22 protein-coding genes are annotated in these 22,058 nt (G+C 68.8%); 14 read left to right on the top strand and 8 right to left on the bottom strand.

What is annotated here, in order from left to right; genetic code table 11:
* Positions 1-22: 22 nt before the first annotated feature.
* Positions 23-889: a PAC2 family protein gene (locus O1W71_RS01290; protein WP_269266209.1), complete on the bottom strand. Its 867-nt coding sequence runs from the start codon at positions 887-889 to the stop codon at positions 23-25.
* A 122-nt stretch (positions 890-1,011) separates the two neighbouring features.
* Here O1W71_RS01290 and O1W71_RS01285 point away from each other — a divergent pair, with 122 nt between their 5' ends.
* The 9 genes from O1W71_RS01285 to lnt all read left to right on the top strand — a co-directional run bounded on the left by O1W71_RS01285 (position 1,012) and on the right by lnt (position 10,860).
* The gene (locus O1W71_RS01285; protein ID WP_112614786.1) at positions 1,012-1,692 is read left to right on the top strand and encodes an HAD family hydrolase; all 681 of its coding nucleotides are present in this window, start codon (positions 1,012-1,014) and stop codon (positions 1,690-1,692) included.
* Positions 1,689-2,699 carry a tRNA (adenine-N1)-methyltransferase gene (locus O1W71_RS01280; RefSeq protein ID WP_269266208.1) on the top strand — a complete coding sequence of 337 codons (1,011 nt, stop codon included), beginning with the start codon at positions 1,689-1,691 and terminating at the stop codon, positions 2,697-2,699. The genes O1W71_RS01285 and O1W71_RS01280 overlap by 4 nt, the downstream gene beginning before the upstream one ends.
* Positions 2,700-2,708: 9 nt before the next feature.
* Positions 2,709-3,671, top strand: a complete 963-nt coding sequence (locus O1W71_RS01275) for an FKBP-type peptidyl-prolyl cis-trans isomerase (RefSeq protein ID WP_269266207.1) — start codon at positions 2,709-2,711, stop codon at positions 3,669-3,671.
* Between the two features lie 98 nt (positions 3,672-3,769).
* Positions 3,770-4,708, top strand: a complete 939-nt coding sequence (locus O1W71_RS01270) for a helix-turn-helix transcriptional regulator (RefSeq protein WP_269266760.1) — start codon at positions 3,770-3,772, stop codon at positions 4,706-4,708.
* Positions 4,705-5,664: a helix-turn-helix transcriptional regulator gene (locus tag O1W71_RS01265; RefSeq protein ID WP_112614792.1), complete on the top strand. Its 960-nt coding sequence runs from the start codon at positions 4,705-4,707 to the stop codon at positions 5,662-5,664. The genes O1W71_RS01270 and O1W71_RS01265 overlap by 4 nt, the downstream gene beginning before the upstream one ends.
* Positions 5,665-5,724: 60 nt before the next feature.
* Positions 5,725-5,973: a twin-arginine translocase TatA/TatE family subunit gene (locus O1W71_RS01260; RefSeq protein ID WP_181574133.1), complete on the top strand. Its 249-nt coding sequence runs from the start codon at positions 5,725-5,727 to the stop codon at positions 5,971-5,973.
* A 66-nt stretch (positions 5,974-6,039) separates the two neighbouring features.
* Positions 6,040-6,819, top strand: a complete 780-nt coding sequence (gene tatC, locus O1W71_RS01255) for a twin-arginine translocase subunit TatC (RefSeq protein ID WP_112615165.1) — start codon at positions 6,040-6,042, stop codon at positions 6,817-6,819.
* Positions 6,816-9,290 (top strand): DEAD/DEAH box helicase, encoded by a 2,475-nt coding sequence (locus O1W71_RS01250; RefSeq protein ID WP_442923564.1) that lies wholly within the window; start codon positions 6,816-6,818, stop codon positions 9,288-9,290. Before tatC ends, O1W71_RS01250 begins: the two co-directional genes overlap by 4 nt.
* Complete coding sequence (gene lnt / locus O1W71_RS01245; RefSeq protein ID WP_442923816.1) at positions 9,250-10,860, top strand: apolipoprotein N-acyltransferase; 1,611 nt, start codon at positions 9,250-9,252, stop codon at positions 10,858-10,860. The genes O1W71_RS01250 and lnt overlap by 41 nt, the downstream gene beginning before the upstream one ends.
* Positions 10,861-10,910: 50 nt before the next feature.
* Here the strand turns inward: lnt and O1W71_RS01240 are convergent, their stop codons facing one another.
* From O1W71_RS01240 to O1W71_RS01225, 4 genes are all read right to left on the bottom strand, one after another.
* Entirely contained in the window at positions 10,911-11,273 is a 363-nt protein-coding gene (locus tag O1W71_RS01240) for an RNA polymerase-binding protein RbpA (RefSeq protein WP_112614794.1), read from the bottom strand.
* A gap of 110 nt (positions 11,274-11,383) precedes the next feature.
* Positions 11,384-12,154: a glycerophosphodiester phosphodiesterase family protein gene (locus O1W71_RS01235; protein WP_269266205.1), complete on the bottom strand. Its 771-nt coding sequence runs from the start codon at positions 12,152-12,154 to the stop codon at positions 11,384-11,386.
* The gene (locus O1W71_RS01230) at positions 12,151-13,098 is read right to left on the bottom strand and encodes an SPFH domain-containing protein (RefSeq protein ID WP_114589502.1); all 948 of its coding nucleotides are present in this window, start codon (positions 13,096-13,098) and stop codon (positions 12,151-12,153) included. The genes O1W71_RS01235 and O1W71_RS01230 overlap by 4 nt, the downstream gene beginning before the upstream one ends.
* A complete protein-coding gene (locus O1W71_RS01225) occupies positions 13,091-13,582 on the bottom strand; it encodes an NfeD family protein (RefSeq protein WP_269266204.1) in 492 nt (163 codons plus the stop codon). Before O1W71_RS01225 ends, O1W71_RS01230 begins: the two co-directional genes overlap by 8 nt.
* Before the next feature lie 123 nt (positions 13,583-13,705).
* Here O1W71_RS01225 and O1W71_RS01220 point away from each other — a divergent pair, with 123 nt between their 5' ends.
* Positions 13,706-14,470, top strand: coding sequence for an SDR family oxidoreductase (locus tag O1W71_RS01220; protein WP_112614802.1), 765 nt, complete (start codon positions 13,706-13,708; stop codon positions 14,468-14,470).
* Between the two features lie 2 nt (positions 14,471-14,472).
* A complete protein-coding gene (locus O1W71_RS01215) occupies positions 14,473-16,455 on the top strand; it encodes a S9 family peptidase (RefSeq protein ID WP_269266203.1) in 1,983 nt (660 codons plus the stop codon).
* A 12-nt stretch (positions 16,456-16,467) separates the two neighbouring features.
* Here the strand turns inward: O1W71_RS01215 and O1W71_RS01210 are convergent, their stop codons facing one another.
* Together O1W71_RS01210 and O1W71_RS01205 are read right to left on the bottom strand one after the other, a co-directional pair.
* Complete coding sequence (locus tag O1W71_RS01210) at positions 16,468-17,019, bottom strand: HdeD family acid-resistance protein (RefSeq protein ID WP_269266202.1); 552 nt, start codon at positions 17,017-17,019, stop codon at positions 16,468-16,470.
* A gap of 109 nt (positions 17,020-17,128) precedes the next feature.
* Entirely contained in the window at positions 17,129-18,046 is a 918-nt protein-coding gene (locus O1W71_RS01205; RefSeq protein ID WP_269266201.1) for an AEC family transporter, read from the bottom strand.
* 87 nt (positions 18,047-18,133) lie between these two features.
* On the opposite strand from O1W71_RS01205, the gene O1W71_RS01200 reads away from it, so the two are divergent.
* From O1W71_RS01200 to O1W71_RS01190, 3 genes are all read left to right on the top strand, one after another.
* Positions 18,134-18,985 carry a phosphatase PAP2 family protein gene (locus tag O1W71_RS01200; protein ID WP_112614810.1) on the top strand — a complete coding sequence of 284 codons (852 nt, stop codon included), beginning with the start codon at positions 18,134-18,136 and terminating at the stop codon, positions 18,983-18,985.
* A 172-nt stretch (positions 18,986-19,157) separates the two neighbouring features.
* Positions 19,158-19,463, top strand: a complete 306-nt coding sequence (locus O1W71_RS01195; RefSeq protein ID WP_269266200.1) for a hypothetical protein — start codon at positions 19,158-19,160, stop codon at positions 19,461-19,463.
* Positions 19,464-19,554: 91 nt separating this feature from the next.
* On the top strand, positions 19,555-20,019 hold the full coding sequence (locus O1W71_RS01190) for a hypothetical protein (protein WP_269266199.1): 465 nt from the start codon (positions 19,555-19,557) through the stop codon (positions 20,017-20,019).
* A 13-nt stretch (positions 20,020-20,032) separates the two neighbouring features.
* On the opposite strand, the gene O1W71_RS01185 is transcribed toward O1W71_RS01190, so the two are convergent.
* Positions 20,033-21,934 carry an alpha-amylase family protein gene (locus O1W71_RS01185; protein ID WP_269266198.1) on the bottom strand — a complete coding sequence of 634 codons (1,902 nt, stop codon included), beginning with the start codon at positions 21,932-21,934 and terminating at the stop codon, positions 20,033-20,035.
* Positions 21,935-22,058: the final 124 nt, after the last annotated feature.

The following is a 22,058-nucleotide window of genomic DNA, read 5'->3' as shown; positions in this document are numbered from 1 at the left end:
CCGGACGGTCGCGGCGCGCGTCTCAGCGATGCGGGCCGCGACCGAGGCCACGGCCGTCGCCGCCGTCGCCCCGGTGCCGGAGGTACCTCTCGAACTCCTGCGCGATGGCGTCCCCCGAGGCTTCGGGGGAGTCCCACGTGTCGCGGGTCTGCTCCAGCTGACGGATGTACTCCGTCATCTCCTCGTCGTCAGCCGCCGCGGCGTCGATGGTCGCCTCCCAGGCGAGCGCATCACCCGGCAGCGAGCCGCGGGCGACCTTGGCACCCGTGATGCCCTCGAGCTTGTCGAGAAGCGCCAGGGTCGCTTTCGGCGACGGCGAGTGGCCCGCGACGTAGTGCGGCACGCTCGCCCACAGTGCCGCCGTAGGGATCCCGGCCTCCTCCGCCGCAGCGGCGATGACCGACAGGATGCCGACGGGGCCTTCGTAGGTCGAGCGCTCGAGACCGAGCGCCGTGCGCAGCTCTTCGTTGTCGCTTCCGCTGAAGACGGTGATGGGACGAGTGTGGGGAACGTCGCTCATCATCGAGCCGAGCGCGACCACACCGGTGATGTCCTCGCTCAGCGCCGCATCCACCAGCTCGGCCGCGAACGACTTCCAGGCACGCGCTGGTTCGGCGCCGCTGAGGACCCATAGACGCGTGCCGCGTGCAGTCGCGCGCGGTCGCCAGATCGTCGCATCCGGCCATTTCAGCGAGCGGCGGCCGTCAGCGTCGGCCTGGATCTGCGGCCGCGTGTACATGTAGTCGAAGTACAGTTCGGGATCGACCGAGTAGACGGCGTCGTAGGGACGGGATTCGCGAAGCTGTGTCGCGGCGGCGGTCGCGGCTTCGCCGGCGTCGTTCCACCCGTCGAACGCGACCACGAGGACGCGGCGTCCCAGACTGTTCAACCCGTCCTCCGTTCCGAGCCGGCTCGCTCTGCGCGAGCGGGTCTGCTCCACGATACGCCGAGGCCAGCGCATACGGGTCGGGCCACGCGGCGTCTCACCGCTGCATCGGTAACATGGTGCGGATGACTTCTCGTTCCCCTGCCGCGGTCCTCTGGGACATGGACGGCACGCTCGTCGACACCGAACCGTACTGGATGGCGGCCGAGGGTCCGCTCGTCGAGAGCTTCGGGGGAGTGTGGACGCCCGAGCAGGCGCTCAGCCTCGTCGGACTCGGGCTCGAGGACTCCGCGCGCATCCTGCAGAATGCCGGTGTTCGGATGCAGACGCGCGAGATCATCGACCACCTCACCGAGACGGTCTCGGGTCAGTTGCGCCGCGGCGGCACTCCGTTCCGCCCGGGTGCGCGCGAGATGCTCTCCGGGCTCCGCGAAGCCGGGATCAAGACGGCGCTCGTGACCATGTCGATGCGCAGCATGGCCGACACCGTCGTGTCGTCGATCCCGTTCGAGGCGTTCGACGTCGTCATCGCCGGCGACGAGGCGGCCCGCCCCAAGCCGTTCCCCGACCCCTACCTCCAGGCGTGCGCCGCGCTCGGGGTCGATGTCGCCGACACCGTCGCCATCGAGGACTCACCCAACGGCCTGCGTTCGGCGGTCGCCTCCGGCGCCGTCGCACTCGGAGTACCGCTGATGGTCCCACTGCACGGCCTCGGCGCTCACGCTCTCTGGGACTCCCTCGCGGGGCGCTCGGTGGCGGACCTGGCCGATCTCTTCGCCCTCCACCGACTCGGAGCCTCCGCATGACCGACCACCTCCAGCCCCGCGGCCCCTTCCGTTACGGCGACCGCGTCCAGCTGACCGGCCCCAAGGGACGGATGCACACGATCACCCTCCGAGAGGGCGGCGAGTTGCACACCCACCACGGCGTGCTGCGCCACGAGGTCCTCGTCGGCCAGCCCGACGGGTCGGTGGCGACCAACAGCGGTGGGCACGAGTACCTGGCACTCCGCCCCCTGCTGCGCGACTTCGTGATGTCGATGCCCCGTGGTGCCGCGATCGTGTACCCGAAGGATGCGGCTCAGATCCTGGCCGCGGCCGACATCTTCCCCGGCGCCACCGTCGTCGAGGCCGGTGTCGGCTCGGGCGCGCTGTCGCTCTGGCTGCTTCGGGCGATCGGCGACCACGGACGGCTCGTCTCATTCGAGCGACGCGCCGAGTTCGCAGAGGTCGCCGAGGCGAACGTCGCCACGTTCACAGGCGATACCCCCGCGAACTGGTCGGTCATCGTCGGCGATCTCGTCGAGAGCCTGCCCGACGCCGTCGAGCCGGGGACGGTCGACCGGGTGGTCCTCGACATGCTCGCGCCGTGGGAGTGCATCGACGCCGTCGCCGACGCGCTCGCCCCCGGGGGCGTCGTGCTCTGCTACGTCGCCACGGCGACCCAGCTCAGCCGTGTCGCCGAGTATCTCCGCGGCACGGGCCTGTTCACCGATCCCGACGCGTCCGAGACGATGATCCGCGGCTGGCACGTCGAGGGTCTGGCCGTGCGCCCGGATCACCGGATGGTGGCTCACACCGGATTCCTCATCACCGCCCGCCGCCTCGCTCCGGGGGCCATCCCGCCCGATGTCCGGAAGCGCGCGCTGAAGAAGCCGTCGTACGACGATGCGGACGTCGAGATCTGGACGCCGGGAGCGGTCGGCGACCGCGAGATCACGGACAAGAACCTCCGCAAGCGCGTCCGCGAAGCGCAGCGGGCCGCGCGGAGCTCGCTCTCCGTTCCGGACGGGCACGACGACGACTCCGCGTAGACTGCTGCGGTGCGTAGGATCATCGCCGCCGCCGGCGCTCTCTCTCTGACCGTGCTCGCCCTGACGGCCTGTGCCACGCCGTCCTCGGGCTCGGCGTCGTGCACGCGCGACGTGTCCGAGTCCTCGGCCCTCGATCTCGTCGACGTCAGCGACAGCCCCGTCGGCACGAAGCCCACCGTCGCCCTCTCGGCACCGGTCCACGTCGACGGTCTCGCAGCACGCGACACCGTGACGGGAGACGGTCGTGCGGTGACGAGCGACGCACAAGACGTCGTCTTCGACCTCACGGTCCTCGACGGGTCATCGGGTGCGCCGATCGCGGCATCCGGATACACCGGCGAGCTGTCGGAGGTTTACCCGCTCGACAGCTGGGAGGCCACATTCCCGGGCCTCGTCGACGCCCTGCACTGCGCGACCGAAGGCTCGCGCGTCGTGATGGCGCTCGGCCCGGACGAGGTGACGGCCGACACTCGTGCACGGTTCGGCATGGCGGAAGACGCCACGACGGTCGTCGTCCTCGATCTGCAGAAGGTGTATCTCGCCGCCGCTGACGGTGCCGAGCAGTTCAACGATCGGGCCGGCATGCCCTCGGTCGTGGTCGCTCCTGACGGACGCCCCGGCATCGTCATCCCCGACAACGACCCGCCCAGCGACCTCGCGATCGAGGTGCTGAAGAAGGGCGATGGTGAAGAGGTCACCGGCGATGTGCCGGTGCGCGTGCACTACACCGGCGTGACGTGGGCCGACAAGAAGGTCTTCGACAGCACGTGGGGTCAGGGCGCGCAGCCGATGGAGCTCGACAAGACGATCCCCGGGTTCGCCGAAGCGCTCCGAGGCCAGACCGTCGGCTCGCAGATCCTCGTGGTGATCCCGCCCGACCAGGGTTACGGCGACACGGCCCAGGGCGGCATCCCCGCCGATTCGACGCTCGTGTTCGTCGTCGACATCCTCGGCCTCGACGCCGCGTCCTGAGTCCGGGGACGACGGCCACGCCTAGAATCGAAGGCGTGTCCGTCTCGCCCACTCGCGTTCCGCCCGAGGAACGCCTGGTCAATCTCGTCGTCGCCCTCATGGCGACCGAGCAGGGCGTGACGAAAGACACCATCCTGGGTTCGGTCTCCGGTTATCGAGAGCAGGCAGAAGCGGGCGCCCGACGCGAAGCGCTCGAGAAGATGTTCGAACGCGACAAGGAGAACCTGCGCGGTTTGGGCGTTCCGATCGAGACGATCGGCGACTATGCCGACCCCGACGACCTACGCGAAGCGCGCTACCGAATCCCGCCGACGGAGTACGAGCTGCCCGCAGACATCAGCTTCACCCCAGCCGAGCTCGCTCTGCTGACGCTGGCCGGGGGAGTGTGGGGCGAGCAGACGCTCTCGGCGGGCGCTCGGTCGGGACTGCGGAAGATCCGCTCCCTCGGAATCGAGGTCGATGAGCCGATCATCGGCTTCGCCCCGCGACTCGATCTTCACGACTCGTCTTTCCTGCCGTTGCAGCGCGCCATCGAGCAGGCTCGCGAGGTGGAGTTCGACTATCTGCGCCCGGGGTCGGATCGGCCGCGACGACGACGTGTGCGGCCTCTCGCGCTCGTCGAGTTCGAGGCACGCTGGCACCTGTTCGGGTGGGATGCCGGTGTCGATGCCGAGCGGACGTTCCTACTGTCGCGCATCGTCGCGGACGTCGTCGTGACTCGGCAGAGTTTCGACGCCGCGCTTCGTGCCGGCGCCGGAGAACGCGCCTTGTCGGGACTGCGCGACGTCGCCCACCGTCAGAGCGCCGACGTCACCGTCGTCCCCGGCACGGAGGCTGAGCTGCGGCTGCGCCGACGCTCTCTCGCCGAGTCCTCGAGCGGACGACGGCTGCGCATCCCCTTCGTGGATCTCGAGGTGTTCGCCGACGAGCTCGCCTCCTACGGACCGGAGGCGATGGTGCACGCGCCGGCCGATCTGCGCGACGCGGTCGTGCAGCGCCTCCGCGGTGCCCTTGACCGATCGGCGGTGACGTCGTGAGCGCCCAGCCCATCGTCGCAACCGACCGCGCGGCCCTGATCATGCAGCTCGTTCCGTACCTCATCGCCCAAGGAGAGGTGACGGTGGCCGACGCAGCGCGCGATTTCGACGTCGAGCCGCAGCAGATGCGCTCGATGGTCGAGAAGCTCACCGTGATCGGGCTTCCCGGCGAGGGCGGCTTCTGGCAGATGGCCAACGACCTCTTCGACATCGACTGGGACCTCCTCGACCGCGAGGACCGCATCGTCATCACCAACACCGTGGGGTTGCAGCGATCGCCGCGGCTCACCGCGCGCGAGGCCGCAGCGCTGCTCGCGGGTCTGCAGCTGGCGGCATCCGTCCCGGGTGTCGGCGACAGCGGTATCGTCCAGGGGCTCCTCGCCAAGCTCGCGCGCGGGGCGGGCCAGACTCCCGCCGACGTCATCGTCGCCCCGGCGCCGGTCGATGACGTTCGCGAGACGGTGGCGCGAGCGCTGCGCGAGCGCGTCGCCCTGGCGTTCACCTACACAGCACCGGACGGCGCGCCGACGACGCGCACCGTCGACCCGGTGAAGGTGACGATCTCCGCCGGCCGCTGGTACCTGCAGGGATGGTGCCACACACGTCGCGCGATGCGCACTTTCCACCTCGATCGCGTGACCGACCCGGCGCTCACCGAGATCCCGGCCCTTCACTCGACGGAGCCGGTGCCCGAGCTGTTCGAGCCGGGCGACGACGAGATCCTCGCCGAGATCCGCTACCCGCATCATGCGGCGACGATCGTGGGCGAATTCCTGACCAACGCAGAGGTGCGCGACGAGGGCGGATCGCAGACGGCGATGATCCGCGTCGCCGACCCCCGTTCACTCAAACGACTGGTCGCCCGCAGCGGGGGGAGCATCGAGGTCCTCGCACCGGCCGAGGCCCGCCGTGCCGCCCGCGATTGGGCCCGAGCCGGTCTCGATCAGTACGCCTGAGACGGGCTTCCGGCCGGGTGCGCGGGTTAGACTGTGCGAAACGATCGATGGGGAGACTCAATGAGCAATCTGTTCGCAGGCCCGCACCTGTGGATCCTACTCATCGTCATTCTGCTGCTTTTCGGCGCTGCGAAGCTGCCGGCGCTGGCGAAGAGCATGGGACAGTCCGCCCGCATCTTCAAGGGCGAGATGAAGGCCATGAAGGAAGACGATGCCACGGCCGGCACCGCCGCCTCGACGACCGCTGACGTCGCGCCCGTCGAGAAGCCTGCGGACCCGAAGAGCGGTCCCGCAGCTCCCACACCGTAGCGCCGCGTGGTGACGGCTGAGCGCACGCGCTCAGGGGCGGACGGTGCGCCCCGGCGCGACAAGCGCATGTCCCTCGGGCAGCACCTCGTCGAGCTGCGGCGACGCCTGATCATCTCGGCGCTCGCCCTGGTGGTCTCGATGGTGGTGTCGTTCTTCCTCACCGACTGGATCATCTGGGCGATGACCGAGCCGATCCGTGTCGTCGCGGAGCAGCGAGGCGACACCGAAGCGGTGAAGCTCATGTATTCGACGATCACCGGACCGTTCGACATGCGCCTTCGCATCTCGTTCTCGGTCGGCATCATCCTCTCCGCTCCCATCTGGCTCTGGCAGATCTGGGCATTCCTCATGCCCGGATTGACCCGGAAAGAGATCCGGTACACGGTCGGATTCGTCTCGGCCGCGGTTCCCCTCTTCTTCGCCGGTGTCTACACCGGCTGGCTCGTCATGCCGCACATCGTCGAGATCATGGCGACGTTCTCGCCGGAGGCGTCGGCGAACTTCTACGAGGGCAAGTACTACTACGACTTCGTCTTCAAGCTCCTGCTCGTCGTCGGGGTCGCGTTCATCATCCCCGTGTTCCTCGTCGCGCTGAACTTCGCCGGCATCATGAGCGGGAAGGCGATCCTCAAGGGATGGCGCGTCGCCATCCTCATCGCCGTCGTCTTCTCGGGCCTGGCAACCCCCGCCGCCGACATCGTGAGCATGCTGATGCTGGCGGCGATCCTGACGGTGCTCTATTTCGCGGCCGCGGCGCTCTCACTCCTGCTCGACCTGCGCCGGTCGCGTCGCGCGCCCGAGCTCACTGTCCCCGGCCCGCCCCCGATGACTGATCCCCTTCCGTGAGCGCGTCCAGCCCCGCGGAGCGGTTCCTCGCCGCGCAGTCGGCCCGGGCCCACCCGCTGACCGCGGCGTTCGCCGACATGCAGCGATTCGATCTCGACCCGTTCCAGATCGCCGGATGTCACGCCCTCGAGGACGGGCGGAGCGTCCTCGTCGCCGCGCCCACGGGAGCCGGCAAGACGATCGTGGGCGAGTTCGCGATGCACCTGGCCATGCTCGAGCCCGACACGAAGGCGTTCTACACGACGCCCATGAAGGCCCTGTCGAACCAGAAGTTCCGCGAGCTGGTCGACGTGTACGGCGAGGATGAGGTCGGCCTGCTCACCGGCGACACGAACATCAACGGCAACGCACGCATCGTGGTCATGACCACCGAGGTGCTGCGGAACATGCTCTACGCCGACTCGCCGGCCTTGCGTGGCCTCCGCTACGTCGTGATGGACGAGGTCCACTACCTGGCAGATCGGTTCCGGGGCGCCGTGTGGGAGGAGGTCATCATCCATCTCCACCGCTCGGTGCGGATGGTGGCGCTCTCGGCGACGGTCTCGAACGCGGAGGAGTTCGGCGACTGGCTCGACACCGTGCGAGGCGATACCGCCGTCGTGGTCTCCGAGATCCGTCCCGTTCCTCTCGAACAGCACGTTCTGGTCCGCGGCGATCTGCTGCCGCTGTTCGACGACCGGGCGGGTGTGGCGACTGCGCAGGTCAACCAGGAGCTGACCCGCCTGCGCTCGCCCCAGGGCCAGCGATACGACAGCAACCGGCGGTCGCACGGCTACCGCGGTGCGGGGGGCCACGAGGCTCATCGCAAGCACCGTGGCGGACAGGGGTCGGGACGCCCCGCGGCCGCGCAGCGCCTCGAACGCCTCGACCGACCAGCTGTCGTCGAACTCCTGGGCCGGGCCAATCTGCTGCCCGCGATCTTCTTCATCTTCAGCCGCGCAGGGTGCGACGGAGCGGTCCAACAGGTGCGCAGGTCGGGTATCCGGCTCACGACACCCGAGGAACGGGATGAGATCCGCGCCATCGTGGATCGACGCACCCGCGCGCTCGCGCAGGAAGACCTGGCAGTGCTGGGGTTCTGGGAGTGGCGCGACAACCTCGAGCGCGGCGTCGCGGCCCACCACGCCGGACTGCTGCCGGCGTTCAAGGAGGTCGTCGAGGAGCTCTTCCAGCGCAAGCTCGTCAAGGCGGTCTTCGCGACGGAGACGCTGGCGCTGGGCATCAACATGCCCGCACGCACCGTCGTCCTCGAGAAGCTCGAGAAGTTCAACGGCGAAGCACGCGCGGCGATCACTTCGGGGGAGTACACCCAGCTGACCGGGCGCGCCGGTCGCCGGGGCATCGATGTCGAAGGGCACGCGGTCATCCAATGGAGCGACGGTCTCGACCCGCAGTCGGTCGCCGCGCTGGCGTCGCGGCGCACGTACCCGCTGAACTCCAGCTTCCGCCCCACGTACAACATGGCCGTGAACCTCATCGACCGCTTCGGTCGCGACCGCGCACGTGAGATCCTCGAGTCGTCGTTCGCCCAGTTCCAGGCCGACCGGTCCGTCGTCGGCCTCGCGCGCCAGGTCAAGGAGAAGGAGCAGACGCTCGACGGCTACGCCCGCTCCATGACGTGCGAGCGGGGGGATTTCGCGGAGTACTCCGGCATCCGTCGCGAGCTGAGCGACCTCGAGAAACTCAATCGCAACGACCGCACCGCACCGGCACGCATCCATCAGCGCCGTCAGGACGAGCTGGCCGGTCTTCGCAAGCGGATGCAGCGCCACCCCTGCCACGACTGCCCGGACCGGGAGCACCATGCCCGGTGGGCCGAGCGCTACTGGCGGCTGCGCCGCGACGTGCAGAAGCTGCGGCAGCAGATCGACACGCGCACCGGTACCGTGGCGCGGGTGTTCGATCGAGTCGTCGACGTCCTGACCGCCCTCGACTACGTCTCGGTCGACAGCGACGGCACCACCGCGCTGACAGAGGCGGGCGCCACGATGCGTCGGATCTACGGTGAACGCGACCTCCTCGTGGCCGAGGCGCTCCGCCGGGGCCTGTGGCGCGAGCTCGATCCCGCCGGTCTGGCGGCCCTCGCATGCAGTCTCGTCTACGAGCCGCGCCGCGAGAGCGACGGACCGGGCGAGTACGGGCTTCCGCGAGGCGCCTTCCGAACGGCACTGGCCGAGACGCAAGAGCTGTGGGCGGTCCTCGACGACCTCGAACAGGACCACCGCCTGCCCGGCACCGAGCCGGTGGCCACGGGCCTCGCGAAGGCCATGCATTCGTGGGCACGCGGCATGATGCTCGATCGCGTGCTGCTCGAGGCCGACATGGCCGCCGGCGACTTCGTGCGCTGGGCGAAGCAGACGATCGATCTCCTCGATCAGCTCTCGCTCGTCGCCGACGCCGATCTGGCGCGGACAGCGCGTGCCGCGCTGGATGCCGTCCGGCGCGGCATCGTCGCATACTCCGGCGTCTAGGCTCGAACACGTGCCCGACTCGTCTCCGGCCGCGGTGCGGCCCCTGATACCGCTGTGGCTGGCACTGGTCGGCGCCGTCGTCGGCGGTGCGGTTCTGGACGCCGCATTCCCCGACATCGGGTGGTGGCCGCTGGCGTTCGCCGGTGTCGCGTTCGCTCTCGTCGGTCTGATCGGGCGCTCGGCGTGGGGTGCGCTCGCGGTCGGGGCCGTCTTCGGAGCGTCCTTCTACTTCATCCATATCTCGTGGATCACCCGTTATCTCGGGCCCATCCCGTGGTTCGGACTCGCCGGCATCGAGACGCTCTTCTTCGCGGTCGGCTCGATCCCCATCGCTCTTGCGTACCGCTGGGTCCCGCGTCTGCTGCCGGGCCAGGGAGCACGACTGATCGCCCTCCCCGCCCTGGTCGCGGGGCTGTGGACAGCGCGCGAGCTCTTCATGGGGTCATGGCCCTACACCGGCTTCCCCTGGGGCCGCGTCGGCATGAGTCAGTCCGAGAGCCCGCTCGCGCACGTCGCGTCCTGGACCGGGGTGGCGGGCCTGACATTCCTCATGGTGTTCGTCACAGCGGCGGTCATCGAGTGGCTGCGCCTGGGCAGGCTGCGCGAACTCCGCACGGCGCTCCCGGCGGCCGTCGTCGCCGTCGCGCTCGTGGCGCTGCCCGCTTTCCCGACGACGGATGCCGGGACGTACCGCGTCGGTTCCGTCCAGGGCGACGGCCCCACGGGATACTTCGATTCTCGCGAGCCCTACGACGTCCTGCGCTCGCAGCTCGCGGCCACACAGCCGATCATCGACGAGCCCATGGATCTTCTCGTCTGGCCGGAGGGCGGCATCGATGCGGACCCGCTGTCGAATGCGTCCGTCGCCGACACGCTCGATCGGCTGTCGGAGCGCATCGACGCGCCGTTGCTGGTCAACGCAGCCACGCAGCGCGGCGACGACATCTACAACACGTCGATGCTCTGGCGGGCTGGCGCCGACAATCCCGTCGCGATCCACGACAAGTCACGCCCGGTTCCCATGGGCGAGTACGTCCCCGACCGGTGGTTCTTCGAGCTGATCGTCCCAGACCTCATCGGTCTCATCCAGCGCGAGTACACACCGGGAACGAACCCGCCCTTCATGGACGTCTCCGGCATCGGCGTCGGGCTCGCGATCTGCTTCGACGTGCTCTACGACGACGTGATCTGGACGGGTGCACGTGACGGTGCGCAGCTCTATGTCTTCCAGACCAACAACGCCGACTTCCGCGACACGGACGAGAATCTCCAGCAGCTCGCGTTCGCGCGCATGCGCGCGATCGAGACCGGCCGAGCGGTCGTGAACATCTCGACCGTCGGCACGAGCCAGGTCATCGCGCCCGACGGCACGGAGATCGACGGCCTGCCGGCGGCGGAGGCCGGTGCGATGATCACCGAGGTGCCGCTGCGCACCGGACTCACGCCCGCCGTCATCGTCGGCGGCGCTGTGCAGGTCATCCTCGGCTGGGGAAGCCTCCTGGCTCTCCTCGCTTGCGGCGTCGCCGTCGCGGTCGCGCGACGACGCTCACGCAGCACGTCCGCGACATGAGAATGCCGCCGGTCCCGAAGGACCGACGGCATTCGCGCGGAGCTGGAGGCTCAGGCGCTCAAGCGGGAGCCGCGGCGCTCGCGGAGCATGGCCAGACGCTCCTCGAGCAGTTCCTCGAGCTCGGGGATCGTGCGGCGTTCGAGCAGCATGTCCCAGTGGGTTCGGGCGGCCTTGTCGCCCGAGTGATCGACCTCGACAACGCCCTCGCCTACGCGCAGGAGAGCCTCGGCGCCGCACGCGCGGCACTCCCAGGTCTCGGGCGCCTCCGCGTCGGCGGCGAACGTCATGACGGTCTCGTGCGCACAGCGCGAACACACGTACGTGTGGTTGACCCGGTCGTGGAAGACGACGCCCTCTTCGCTCTGTAGGCTCGAGGCGCCGAGTCGGATGCCGCGCAAGCTGCGGTCTGCCATTGTGTGGTCCTCTCGTCGGCTATCAGTTGTAACGTGCGCGGCTGTGTGCATCATCCGAAGAAGGGATGGTCTTCGGGGTTTCACAGCCGATGTTCAGCGTGTCGGGGTATTCAGCGCTCTTCCGCCACGATGGTCATCGCGCGGTCGGCTCGGTCCGTGACGATACCGTCGACGCCGGCCGCGAGCAGGCGTCTCATGCCGTCCGCGTCGTTGACCGTCCAGACGTGCATCTCGACACCCGTACGGTGGACCGCGCGGATCATTCGGGGGGAGACGATGCGGATGGGCCCCCGACGCTCGGGAACCTGCACCGCGTCGATGCCGCGCAACGCACGACCCATCAACCATGGCACACCTGACGCGACGGCTGCGACGAGAGCCGCGATTCGGATCGTGCCTGCCGACGTCGCGGGGCGTCCCCCGGCAGCGTGGGCGGCGCGGAGTGCGCGTTCGCGTGTGCGGTCGGAGAAGCTCGTGACGAGCACCCGGTCCGCGTGCGGCGCCACCAGACGCCCCACCTTCTCCGCCGCCGATTCGGTTTTCACATCGAGGTTGAAGAAGAGCGTGGGAAACGCGTCGAGGGCTTGAGCGAGCGTCACCAGGCCGCCGCGGTCGGCCATGAGATCCTCGAGCTCGCGGTCTCCGACATCCGCGATCGGGCGTGGGTCTCCGGCGACCCGCGAGAGGTCGGAGTCGTGGAACAGGATCACCGTCCCGTCCGCGCTCAGATGGCAGTCCGACTCGACGTACCGCACGCCGAGCGCGTGTGCCGCAGCGAAGGCCGCGAAGGTGTTCTCGACGATGCCCTCAGAATCCGCCGGCACGAAACCGCGGTGCGCGAGAACCCGAGGACGCTCCGAGCCGAAGTACGGGTGCGTCACGGCGCGGGAGGCGCAGGACGGTCCGCCGGTGCCGCCGGGCGGTCGTCCCGACGACCCGCGAATCCGGCGCTCATGCTCTTGAGAGCCTCCGTGAACTCGCTCGGGATGATCCAGAGCTTGCTCGACGCGCTGTCGCTGATCTTCGGAAGGGTCTGCAGGTACTGATAGGCCAGCAGCTTGTCGTCGGGGTTGCCGTCGTGGATGGCCTGGAATACCGACTGGATCGCAGCCGACTCGCCCTCGGCCCGCAGAATCTGTGCCTGCTTGTCTCCCTCGGCCTTCAGGATCTCCGCTTGACGGCGGCCCTCCGCCTCCAGGATCTGCGATTGCTTCGACCCTTCGGCGGTGAGGATGGCGGCACGACGATCGCGCTCGGCGCGCATCTGCTTCTCCATCGAGTCCTGGATCGAGGTGGGCGGGTCGATCGCCTTGAGCTCGACGCGCGAGACGCGGATGCCCCACTTGCCGGTCGCCTCGTCGAGCACGATGCGCAGCTGACCGTTGATGTTGTCGCGGCTCGTCAGCGCTTCTTCCAGATTGAGACCGCCGACGACGTTTCGAAGCGTCGTGGTCGTGAGCTGCTCCACGGCACCCAGATAGTTGTTGATCTCGTAGGTGGCGGCCCGCGCGTCGGTCACCTGGAAGTAGACGACGGTGTCGATCGAGACGACGAGGTTGTCTTCGGTGATCACGGGTTGCGGCGGAAACGACACCACCTGCTCGCGCATGTCGACGAGCGGCAGCACCCGGTCGATGAACGGCACGAGCAGGTTGAGCCCGGGGGAGAGGGTGCGCTGGTATCGGCCCAGCCGTTCCACGACTCCCGCATAGGCCTGCGGGATGATGCGGATGGCTCGGAAGAGCACGACGATCACGAAGATCGCCAGAACCACGAGAAGCACGATCACGAAGATCTGACCGACGAAAGCGCCGACATCAACCATGGGTGTTCTCCTTCGGGTCGGGGGATTGGGAGGGGGAACCGACCTCCACGGTGGCGCCCCGCACGGCGCGGACGACGAGACGGGAACCGACGGGGGCCTCGCCCGGCTCGCCGACGAGACGAGCGGTCCACGTCTCACCGTTGTCGAGCTTGACCGAACCGGCGCCGTCGACGAACGGGACGAGGACGCGCGCCCCGAGGCCTGCGAGAGCGTCGACATTCGTCGGAATGTGCTGACTGCTGCGGTGGAGAGCGCGCAGGAGGAGCGGTCGGATCGTGAAAAGGAGCAGGGCCGAGACGGCAGCGGCCGCCGCGACCTGCAGCCACCAAGGGGCGCCGAGAAGATTCGTTCCCAGTCCGCCGACGAGCGTGCCACCCGCGAGCATGAGGAAGGTGAACTCGAGGGTGAGCAGTTCGACGATCACGAAGATCAGGGCCAGCACGAGCCACGCTATCCACAGGTATTGCGTGAGATCGGGCAACATCGGCGCTCCTTCGTCCCTCATCCGAACCTATCAGTCGGGGGTTCGATCCGGGCCGGTTGATAGGCTCGTGCGGTGCCGGCGGACCGCCGTGCCGAGAGCCTTTCTTCCCCGCAGGAGCGCCACATGACTCAGCCCCTTCCCGCCGGAACCCTCACGGGTCGCACGGCACTGGTGACCGGATCGTCGCGCGGAATCGGCGCGGACACCGCGCGCTACCTGGCACAGGCGGGCGCGAACGTCGTCATCAACTTCCGCAACAAGGCTCCCCGCGCCGAGAAGCTGGCCGCGGAGCTGCGCGAGCTCGGCGTCGAGGTCCTCGTGGTCGGCGCTGATCTGACCGACCGCGCCTCCGTCGACGAGATGTTCGCCGCCGTCCGCGAGACCTTCGGCCGCCTCGACATCCTCGTGCTCAATGCATCAGGCGGCATGGAGGGCGGCATGGCCGAGGACTACGCCCTCACCTTGAACCGTGACGCGCAGCTCGGCACCCTCGATGCGGCACTGCCGCTGCTCGAAGACGGGTCGCGTGTCGTGTTCGTGACGAGCCACCAGGCGCACTTCATCCGCACGACGCCGACGATGCCCGAGTACGAGGCGGTCGCCCTGTCGAAGCGGGCGGGCGAGGACGCTCTCCGCGAGCGTGTGGGCGAGCTGACCGAACGGGGCATCGGATTCGTCGTCGTGTCGGGAGACATGATCGAGGGCACCATCACCGCGACGCTGCTGGAGCGGGCGAACCCGGGCGCCATCGAGACGCGCCGCGAGTCGGCCGGGAAGCTCTACAACGTCTCGGAGTTCGCCGCCGAGATCGCCCTCGCCGCCGTCGAACCGATTCCCGCTGACAACACGCGCCTCGTCGGAGACATCTCGTCCTTCGGCGGCGAGTGACCATGCGCCCCACCGACATCGAGGCGCTGATCGCTGTCGGGCGTCCGACGGTCGCTGCCGACGGTTCCTTCGCCGTGTTCGCGACATCTCGCCCCGACATCGCCGCCGATCGGAACGTGGGGCAGCTCTGGCGCGTCGACCTGCCGTCGGGCCAGCCGCACCGACTCACGCGCGGTGTCGCGGACGCCTCTCCGAGGCTCTCGCCCGACAGCCGACACGTCGCCTTCCTCCGCGGAGACGCTGACGGCAAGCCGCAGATCCACGTGATCGCGGCATCCGGCTCGGAAGCGATTCAGGTGACGGACGCACCCCTCGGTGTCGGGTCCTTCGCCTGGTCGCCCGCGGGCGACCTCCTCGCCTTCACGGCACGCATACCGGAGCCCGGCCGCTACGGCACCGTCGACGGGCTGGCTCCCGAAGCGGAGCCCGCTCGGAGGATCACCGGCATCCGCTGGCATGCGAACGGTCTCGGGTACATCGCGGACCGCCCCGCTCAGGTCTTCGTCGTCGCCGCACCGGACCTCCATTCCGAGCCGACGTACACTCCCGCCCCGACACCGGATTCCGGCTCCTCGGACGCCCCGCGGAAGGTTCCGGAGCACGCACGTCAGCTCACCTCCGGTGCGCTCTCGCACGACGGGGTCGTGTTCACCGCCGACGGCTCGGAGATCCTCACGACGACGGACGGGATCGAGCACGAGCGTCGGGACCTTCGCTCGCCGCTGATCGCAATCGATATCGACGGAACGGGGGAGCGGGTCGTCGTTCCCGCGACCCTGTCGATCGTCGACGTCACCGTCGCCTCCGACGGCACCATCGCGTTCCTGGCCTCCGACCCGGGCCCGGACGGCACCGACTTCGTCGCGCCCGGCGTCGCGCTCTGGGTGCTCGAGGGTGACGAGCCCCGTCGGCTCACCGATCCCGAGACGATCGACCTCGGCGAAGTGGGCTCGCACATCACGCCGATCGGCGATGACTTCCTGGTGCAGAACCGTACGCGCGGCGAAGTGCACCTGCTGCGGGTCTCGCGCGACGGCGCGGCCACGCGCCTCCGTCGCGGCATGGAGGTCGTCGGCCACGCCGCCGATGCCGCAGGCGAGCGCATCGTCTGCGCCGTAGCCACCAATCGGTCGGCCGGCGAGCTTCTCCTCCTCGACGGCGAAGGCATCGAGGCGCGGTTGCTGACGTCCTTCGGAGATGCCGCCAGCCGCGCCGAATTCGTCCTCCCGCGCGAGCTCGAGGTGAACGCACCCGACGGCTACCCCGTACACGGTTGGGTCGCGACGCCCGAGGGCGAGGGACCCTTCCCCGTCCTGCTGCAGATTCACGGCGGTCCGTATGCGTCCTACGGCGTGCACCTCTTCGACGAGACGCAGGTCCTGGTCGGGGCGGGCTACGCCGTCGTCTATTGCAATCCGCGGGGCAGCGCCGGCTACGGCCGCGCCCACGGCCGCAGCATCCGGGGCCGTATGGGAACCGACGATCTGAGTGACGTCCTCGCCTTCCTCGACGGAGCCGTGGCGTCGAATGCGCGGCTCGACGGCGGCCGTGTCGGCATCCTGGGCGGATCGTATGGCGGGTACCTGACGGCGTGGACGATCGCGCACGACCACCGCTTCGCAGCCGCTGTCGTCGAGCGCGGCTTCCTCGATCCCGAGACGTTCCAGGGAACGAGTGACATCGGCTCGTTCTTCGGTGACGAGTACGTCGGCACCAAGCCGGCCGCGATCCGAGCGCAGAGCCCGATGGCCGTCGTGAAGGACGTCACCACTCCGACCCTGGTGATCCATTCGGAGCTCGATTTCCGGTGTCCCCTGGAACAGGCCACCCGGTACTACAGCGCATTGCGCCGCCAGGGCACGGAGGCGGAGCTCCTCGTGTTCCCCGGCGAGGACCACGAGCTCACCCGTGCAGGGCGACCCCGTCACCGCGTGGAACGGTTCGAGGCCCTCCTCGAGTGGTGGGGACGCCACCTGCCGGCGTGACGCCCGCCCCGGTCAGGGCCGGAACGAGAGCCCCCGGATGATGTTGACGATGCCGAGGGCCACGGCCGAGATGCCGAGCAGCCACCAGAGCACGAACACGCCCCACAGCGGTGTGAACAGCAGCATGACGCCGGCGATGATCGAGAGGATCGCGAACGCGATCGTCCACCCTCGCGACGACGACTCGCTCACGACCGACAGCGAGACGGCACCCTCGACGATCCACATGATGCCCACCAGCACGCCGAGGAACACCGCGAACGACACGGTGAAGGCGGCGAGGTTGGCGAATGCCACGATGCCGACGACCACGAAGAAGAGGCCGAGCGCGACGTGCCCGACCCGCGCCCAGCCGCGCTTGGTCCGCGAGAGGATCCCGAGGGCGGCGTAGACGATGCCCGCGATGATCGCGTAGGCGGCGATGATGCCGGTCAGAACCTGCGCCGTGCGGCCGGGCCAGATGAGGATGAGCAGGCCGAGGATCAGCGTCAGGATGCCGCCGACGATGAACGACGTCCGCAGCGATCTGACGAATCTTCCGGCGATGTCCTCTGCAGTTGCCATGACGGAACCTCCTTCGCGGGAGCCGAGCACCCCCGACACGGCACACGCTAGTGCACCAGGCGGGCGGGCGTCAGAGCCCCGGATGCGGCACCGCGCAGTGCCGGGCTGATCAGCCGAGGATGAGAGTGGCACCCAGCAGGACGGGGACGCACCCGAGGGTGGTCAAGAAGACCGTGTCTCGCGAGATGGTCTCGCCGATGTCGTAGCGCTGCGCGAAGTTGAAGACGTTCTGCGCGGTCGGAAGCGCCGCGAGCACGGTGACGGCCAGGATGTCGGCGGGGGAGAGGTCGAAGACGAGAGCGGCCACCGCCCACGCCACGAGCGGCATGGCGATCAGTTTCAGACCTGCCGCCAGCAGGACGTCTCGCCGACGGCCGGATGCCGAGAGCACGCGCTGGCCGTGCAGCGACATCCCATAGGCGATGAGGAGAACCGGCACGCACGCGTCGGCGATGAGCTGGAGCGGGTCGAGCACGAGAGCGGGCAGTTCCAGACCCGAGACCGAGACGATCACGCCCGCGACCGAAGCGATGACGATCGGGTTGCCGATGGTCCGTTTGAGGATCGGGAGCGGCCGCCGCTGTCCGGTCGTGACAGCCTCGAGGATCGCCATCGTGATCGGGGTGAACACGATGAGCTGCATCAGGATGACCGGCGCGGGCAGTGCGGCCGAACCCAGGAGGTAGAGCGAGAGCGGGATCCCGATGTTGTTGGAGTTCACCTGCCCGGCCGACAGCATCCCGATGAGGGTCTCACCGACCGAACGACGCCACACGAGTCGAGCGATCAGCGCGTAGACGACGAACATCGACACCGCGGCAATGGCGGAGACCGGCAACAGAGCTGAGAACAGCGTCGAGACGTCGGCCTGCGAGAGCACGACGAACATGAGGAAGGGCGACAGGACGAAGAAGATCAGTCGCGCGAGCACCGGGCGGCCGTGCGGCCCGAGCAGATCGATCCGGCCGATGACGTATCCGACGATGATCGCGACCCCGACGACGACGAATCCGGTCACGACCTGCACCCTCCGAGCCTAGGGGAGTGGGCGCGTTGACCCGGCTCACAGCCGCCACTTCGTACGGTGGAACGACGGCGAGAGCGAGGTGATCGGATGAGGCGCAACGTGCGTTACCTGCAGCTGGCGGGCGTTCAGCTGGCGGCGATAGCGGTGACGATCCTGGTGTGCGTGTTCACGGCGTCCGGCCAGTACGCGGATCAGGCCGCCATGGTCGCCACGACGGCGTCCGGAAATCCCGTCCTTCGCGCGGCTCAGCACGTCAGCGCGAACTACATCATCGTGGTCGCCGCCGTGACGATGCTCGTCGGCATCACCGCCGCCCTCGTGCGGCGGCGCTTCGCCGAGGCTGCGGCGGCATCCGTGATCTTCGTCGGGTCGAGTGTCGTGACACAGGTGCTGAAGCACGAGGTCATCGCACGCCCGGATCTGGCGAGCGGCTGGGGCGCATATGGCAACTCACTGCCGTCCGGCCATGCCACCATCGCGATCGCCGCGGCGTGCGCCGCATTGTTCGCGGCACCGAACCGGATGAAGTTCGTCCTCGCACCGGTTCTGGTCACCTGGGCCGCCGTCGCTGGCATGGGTGTGATCGCCGCCGGATGGCATCGACCGAGCGATGTCGTCACGGCGAGCCTCGTCGTGGGCTTCTGGTACACGATTGCCGCGCTGATCGTCACGGCGGCGCGTCACCGTCATGGGCAGGCCGCGGCCGTCCTGACCCGTCCGCAGCGCCGGCTGCGCGGTCTCGCACCCGTCCTGGTCGTGGGCGGCGCGATCACGGCGGTCGCGCTCAGTGCGTTCTACGCGTCTGGTTCCGGACGCACGCTCGTCACGGCTGTCTTGACGGTGGTCACGATCATTGCGACGGTTCTCGGTGCACTTGCCGTCAGTGGCGGGATGCCGTCGGCCCGTTCCCGCAGGGCCTCAGTGGCGTCTGCCGTTTGATCCGATAATGCACATTATGTCAGTTCAGGTGTGAGCTCGTCGGTGCGCATCTTCCCCATCGGCTCGAGATCGAGCACCCGCGAACCGCCGCTTCCATCTCGAGTGCCGCACCATCGTCCCGATACGGTTGTGAAATGAAGACACCGACGCGTCTCGACGAAGCGATGCAGGCATGACCCACGATGCCGCGATACCGGGACGACGCGTCACGCTGGATCTCCGCCGACCCGTGCTCCACCTGATTCCCGGCGTGCGCCCGACCATCGTGATCGACGGCCGCGGACAGCCCGCGCAATGGGGCGTCGGCACCTGGCTCGTGCCCGCCGACGAGGCCGTAGAGATCACCGTCTTCCTCTTCAATCGCTTGTGGCGGTTCGGCGAGGCTCGAGTGGTGCTGCATCCCGCGGACACCGGCCTCGCCTACCGCGCTCCCCTGGTTCCCATCGGCCCAGGTCGCATTCTCACCACCTCCGGATGAACCTCGTCGCGCCGACCTGCATTCGTACCGTCCAGCTGGTACAGTAATCGGTCATCCTCGCTCGAATGGAGCGCGACGAAGGGAGACGGCCATGCACATCGCTGGCTTGGATGCCGACATCATCGACGCACTGACGCAGGTCGCGACGCCCGATCACCGGCCCGATGCACTCACGATCGGCGTGTCCCTCCCCGCGTCGTCCGACGCGCTCCCGGCGTGCATCGCAGAGCTCGACGCGCTGCTCGAGCACGAGTTGAGCCGCGTGTCGCCCCGCGTCCTCGTCGCGGTGGTGCACGCTGCCGGGCGGTTGAGCGAGGGCCGCGTCTTCGCGAGCGAGCTCATCGATCGTGCGAGCGTCCACTCGAGCAACTCGTTGGGTCGCGATCTCACGGCCATCGGCGTCGTGCTGGACGACGAGCAGGACCGCACCATCGCGGCGCGCCGTGTCGCGGAGCATCTCAGCGGCCGCAGCAACCTCGGAGACGGCACCGTCGTCACCGCGCACGATCTGCGCCGCAGCACGCTGCGCGACCTCATCCTCGAGGACGTCCTGTGATGGTCTGACCCCTTCAGCGGCGGCTGACGCGCAGCCAGACGAATCCGTGCTCGGGCAGGACGAGGCCCCGCCCGAGCTCGACCGAGACCCCGCGCACGAGATCCGTCGCAGAATCCTCGAGCCCGCTCATGGTCTCAGGATGAATGGCTGCCGGCGCATCGCCCACATTGGCGAGGACGAGGACCGCTCCCCCGCCGCCATCCATCGCAGGACGCATGAACCCCACGACCGCGTCGTCAGGCGTGTGGAACGGGACGAGCTCGTTGCCGGCGAACTCCGGCGTCGCTGCGCGCACCTCGATCAGGCCCCGGAGCCTTGTGAACACCCGACCGGCGACGGTCGACTCGTCGAGGCGCTGCGCGTATCGCGCGGTCGATCGCAGGGGCCGGTGCGCCCACCGGCTGTCTCCCCGACGGCCGGGGTCGTCCTGGAACGTGTCGTCGTTGAGCTGGGCGACCTCGTCGCCGAGATAGAGCAGCGGGATGCCGCCCGTCGACATCGCCAGCGCATGCGCGAGCACGACCCGGTCTTCACCCCCGGCATCGCCCGCGGCGATCCCGGCCAGCGAGGCCGTGGTGCCCGCGATCCGGGCGTCACCGGTGCGTGGATTCTCCTGGAACGGGTAGCCGCGCGAGAACGAGCCGTCGAAGCGACCGATGTAGAAGTCGTTGAGGAACCGGCGGTGCGGACCGCCGTCGATGCCGAAGCGCGCGGCATCCTCATCGGCGAACGTCCAGCCGATGTCGTCGTGACTGCGGACGTAGTTGACCCACGCCGTCCCGGGCGGCAACGCGTGACGCTCATCCAGCGCGAGCTGAAGCATGCGCGCGTCACGGGTCGCCAGCGCCTCCCAGGTCAGGGCCATCTGCAGCGGGTTGTAGGAGAGCTGGCACTCATCGGGCGAGATGTAGTCCTGCACTTCGTCGGGATGCACGATCGCCTCGGACTTGAAAAGTACCGCCGGCGCCGCGATGCGCAGCACGGCGTTGAACGCCTGGAGCAGCAGGTGCGCCTCGGGCAGCGACTCGCAGGCCGTTCCGAGGCGTTTCCAGATGAAGGCGACGGCATCCATCCGCAGAATCTCGACACCCTGGTTCGCGAGGAACAGCATCTCCCCCGCCATGGCTGTGAACACGTCGGGGTTGGCGTAGTTGAGATCCCACTGGAACCGGTAGAAGGTGGCCCAGATCCACCGGCCATCGGGAAGCGGCACGAACGAGCCCGGGTGGTCGTCCGGGAAGATCTCGCGCGTCGTCCGCTCGTACGCATCCGGGAGCTCGCGGTCCGGGAAGATCAGGTAGAAGTCCTCGTACACCGGGTCGCCGGCGAGGGCGCGCTTCGCCCAGTCATGCTCGTTCGAGGTGTGGTTGAAGATGAAGTCGAGGACCAGCGAGATGCCCGCCTCACGCAACTCGCTCGCGAGCGCACGCAGATCGGCCATCGTCCCGAGGGCCGGATCGACCGTGCGGTAGTTCGAGACCGCGTAGCCGCCGTCGTTGTCGCCGTCAGGTCTGTCGAAGAGGGGCATCAGGTGCAGGTAGGTCAGTCCGAGCTCGCGGAAGTACGGAATCATCCGGCGGACGCCGTCGAGGTCACCCGCGAAACGATCGACGTAGCAGACGCCGCCCAGCATCCTCTCGGACTCGAACCACGCGGGGTCCGCGGCGCGCACGCGGTCGAGCTGCTTGAGCTCGGCGGTGCGCTCTCCCCGGGCATCCAGCGCCACGTCGACGAGGTGCAGGAGCGACTCGAGCCCGTCGGGACGCTCGCCGTAGAGAGCTCGGAACAGACGGTGCAACCGCGGGAACTCGCCGCGAAGGCGCGCGATCGTCTCGCCATCGACCGGCCGTTCGCGACGCGAGACGTGCTCGACGACGATCGCCGCATCAGTCTCGAGCGCGGTCAGCGCGGTCATCGCGGGGCCACCGGAGCACTCATGCTCCGCATCATCTCAGAGGACGGGGACGGCGGACACCAAGGCGCGCGCAGCTGGCGTCCGACAGCGGAGTAGCGTAGAGGGGTGACCTCTCCGACGCCCT

It is taken from the genome of Microbacterium sp. H37-C3 (assembly GCF_027157935.1).
GTDB classification, from domain to species: domain Bacteria; phylum Actinomycetota; class Actinomycetes; order Actinomycetales; family Microbacteriaceae; genus Microbacterium; species Microbacterium plantarum.
Note: the sequence above shows the minus strand (reverse complement) of the source record. Positions and strands in the feature narration are given on the sequence as shown.

Coding starts and splice junctions, on each gene's coding strand:
- O1W71_RS01210 (WP_269266202.1), bottom strand. CDS start 17,019: ATGGCAACTGCAGAGGACATCGCCGGAAGATTCGTCAGATCGCTGCGG.
- O1W71_RS01225 (WP_269266204.1), bottom strand. CDS start 13,582: ATGTTGCCCGATCTCACGCAATACCTGTGGATAGCGTGGCTCGTGCTG.
- O1W71_RS01185 (WP_269266198.1), bottom strand. CDS start 21,934: ATGACCGCGCTGACCGCGCTCGAGACTGATGCGGCGATCGTCGTCGAG.
- O1W71_RS01260 (WP_181574133.1), top strand. CDS start 5,725: ATGAGCAATCTGTTCGCAGGCCCGCACCTGTGGATCCTACTCATCGTC.
- O1W71_RS01190 (WP_269266199.1), top strand. CDS start 19,555: ATGCACATCGCTGGCTTGGATGCCGACATCATCGACGCACTGACGCAG.
- O1W71_RS01215 (WP_269266203.1), top strand. CDS start 14,473: ATGCGCCCCACCGACATCGAGGCGCTGATCGCTGTCGGGCGTCCGACG.
- O1W71_RS01285 (WP_112614786.1), top strand. CDS start 1,012: ATGACTTCTCGTTCCCCTGCCGCGGTCCTCTGGGACATGGACGGCACG.
- O1W71_RS01220 (WP_112614802.1), top strand. CDS start 13,706: ATGACTCAGCCCCTTCCCGCCGGAACCCTCACGGGTCGCACGGCACTG.
- tatC (WP_112615165.1), top strand. CDS start 6,040: ATGTCCCTCGGGCAGCACCTCGTCGAGCTGCGGCGACGCCTGATCATC.
- O1W71_RS01280 (WP_269266208.1), top strand. CDS start 1,689: ATGACCGACCACCTCCAGCCCCGCGGCCCCTTCCGTTACGGCGACCGC.
- O1W71_RS01200 (WP_112614810.1), top strand. CDS start 18,134: ATGAGGCGCAACGTGCGTTACCTGCAGCTGGCGGGCGTTCAGCTGGCG.
- lnt (WP_442923816.1), top strand. CDS start 9,250: ATGCCGTCCGGCGCGGCATCGTCGCATACTCCGGCGTCTAGGCTCGAA.
- O1W71_RS01270 (WP_269266760.1), top strand. CDS start 3,770: ATGGCGACCGAGCAGGGCGTGACGAAAGACACCATCCTGGGTTCGGTC.
- O1W71_RS01195 (WP_269266200.1), top strand. CDS start 19,158: ATGACCCACGATGCCGCGATACCGGGACGACGCGTCACGCTGGATCTC.
- O1W71_RS01240 (WP_112614794.1), bottom strand. CDS start 11,273: ATGGCAGACCGCAGCTTGCGCGGCATCCGACTCGGCGCCTCGAGCCTA.
- O1W71_RS01230 (WP_114589502.1), bottom strand. CDS start 13,098: ATGGTTGATGTCGGCGCTTTCGTCGGTCAGATCTTCGTGATCGTGCTT.